The 986-nt window shown below is 35.5% G+C and carries 1 protein-coding gene; it reads left to right on the top strand.

Going from position 1 to position 986, the window contains the following annotated elements; genetic code table 11:
- Positions 1-810, top strand: an 810-nt coding sequence (gene ruvB, locus B3J44_RS21420; protein WP_286971330.1) for a Holliday junction branch migration DNA helicase RuvB, incomplete at its 5' end; no start/stop codon positions are given.
- Positions 811-986: the final 176 nt, after the last annotated feature.

The raw sequence follows: 986 nt of genomic DNA, 5'->3' as shown, positions 1-986 counted from the left end.
GCAAATATTTTAGCTAATGAATTACAAGTAGGCATCAAGATCACTTCTGGACCTGTGTTGGATAAACCTGGTGATTTAGCAGGTTTGTTGACAAACTTAGATGAACGAGATGTTTTATTTATTGACGAAATTCATCGGTTAAGTCCAGTTGTTGAAGAGTATTTGTATTCGGCAATGGAAGATTTCAAGATTGATATCATGATTGAGTCGGGTCCAAATGCTAGAACTGTTCAGATCAATCTAAACCCTTTTACATTGATTGGAGCTACTACAAGATCGGGATTATTAACAGCACCTATGCGTGCTCGTTTCGGAATATCTTCGCGTTTACAATACTATACAACTGAACTTTTAACTACGATTGTTGAGAGAAGTGCTTCTATATTAAAAACACCTATTGATCTGGAAGCTGCGATTGAAATTGCGGGCAGAAGCCGTGGGACTCCTCGTATCGCAAATGCATTATTGAGACGTGTTCGCGATTTTGCTCAGATTAAAGGTAATGGTAGAATCGATTTGGAAATTTCTAAATATGCTTTAAAAGCATTAAATGTTGATGCACATGGTCTGGATGAAATGGATAACAAGATATTGTTGACGATTATTAATAAATTTAAAGGTGGTCCTGTTGGTCTTTCGACTTTAGCAACTGCTGTTTCTGAAAGTAGCGAAACTATTGAGGAAGTTTACGAACCTTTTCTTATTCAGGAGGGATTCATTATGCGTACGCCTCGTGGTCGTGAAGTTACGGAGAAAGCCTATAAACATTTAGGAAAAGTTAATACCAACATTCAAGGAGGTTTATTTTAAAAACATATGAAACATTATTTTTTATTTGTGCTATTTGTTTGTTTGAACTCTTTTAGCCAGACTCATTATTTTCCCCACCTTTCTTATGGTAAATCATCTCAGCAGATTTTAGATTTGTATGTGCCTAATGAAAATTTAAAAAGTTTACCAGTAGTTATTCTTATTCATGGAGGATC

This window comes from Flavobacterium sp. UBA4854 (assembly GCF_002399805.1).
In the GTDB taxonomy this organism is placed as follows: domain Bacteria; phylum Bacteroidota; class Bacteroidia; order Flavobacteriales; family Flavobacteriaceae; genus Flavobacterium; species Flavobacterium ginsengisoli.
The sequence above is the reverse complement of the archived record's forward strand: the minus strand, read 5'-3'. Positions and strand labels throughout refer to the sequence as shown.